Annotated in this window: 1 protein-coding gene; it reads left to right on the forward strand. The window is 70.3% G+C overall.

Annotation, left to right across the window (positions count from 1 at the left end; all coding sequences use genetic code 11):
- Positions 1 to 312: 312 nt before the first annotated feature.
- Positions 313 to 534 carry a hypothetical protein gene (locus tag GV792_RS28735; protein ID WP_163828136.1) on the forward strand — a complete coding sequence of 74 codons (222 nt, stop codon included), beginning with the start codon at positions 313 to 315 and terminating at the stop codon, positions 532 to 534.
- The last annotated feature ends 379 nt before the right edge of the window (positions 535 to 913 follow it).

Here is a 913-nt window from a genome sequence, read left to right on the forward strand (position 1 = left end):
GTGTAGAAGGGGTCGCGGGGGATGGGGCGGCCGTCGTTGAAGTGGGCTACGTAGTTGTGGATGGCGGGGTCGTAGCCGGGGCGGTTCGGTTGGGTGCCGGTGTGAGCCGTTGTGTCCCGGCGATGTGGGCTGGCGTCCGGGCTCGATGGGGCAGGGCGGCCCGCGACAGTGTCGTGGTTGGTGTCGGCGGTAGGTCCACCTCTGTTGGTTTCCGGATCGGATGAAGTGGGACGGGCAGCGTCCGTACCCGGGTGTGCGGGGGTGGGGCGGCCGGTCGTGGCCCGAGGAGTCGGCCTGGGTTGTGTCGTGGGCGTGGGGCCCTGGGCTGGTGGCGGCGTTGTGGGGCCCGCAGGATTCGGCGTATTGGTCGGTGAGGCGGATGCTGGGTTGGCCGAATTGGGTGGAGCGGCCGAATCGACGGGCGGTGCGGTGGCGGTTGCTGCTGCGGCGGTGGTGTTCGACGGTGGGGCGACATCAGAGAGCGGTGCACTGGTGGTCGACTGGACAGCAGCATCGTCCTGGGTGGGCGTCTGATTCTGGCCGGTCGAGTTGTCGGGTGTCGGCGTCGGCTGGGATTGCGGTGAGTGCGCAGTGGTGGGATGAGGGCCGCCGGTTGAGGTGGGCGTGCCGGGAACGGACGGTGTGCCCGTGCCCGTGCCCGTGCCCGTGCCCGTGCCCGTGCCGGACTGACTGGATGTGGTTTCTTCGGCGGGCGAGTTCGGGGGTGACGGATCGCCTTGACCGGTCTCCGTTTGGGTGGGTAGGTCCAGCGGGGTCGGCTGCGCGGTTGGCGGGTCGTCCTGGAGCGGCAGATCGAGTGGATCCGAGGTCGGGTTCGCGGGGGAGGCGGATTGGCCTTCCTGGTCGGGGAGGTCGAGGGAGTCGGGGTCGGTGCCGGCGGTGGGTGCGGGCT

The sequence above is a fragment of the Nocardia cyriacigeorgica genome (genome assembly GCF_010868145.1).
Taxonomy (GTDB): Bacteria; Actinomycetota; Actinomycetes; order Mycobacteriales; family Mycobacteriaceae; genus Nocardia; species Nocardia cyriacigeorgica_D.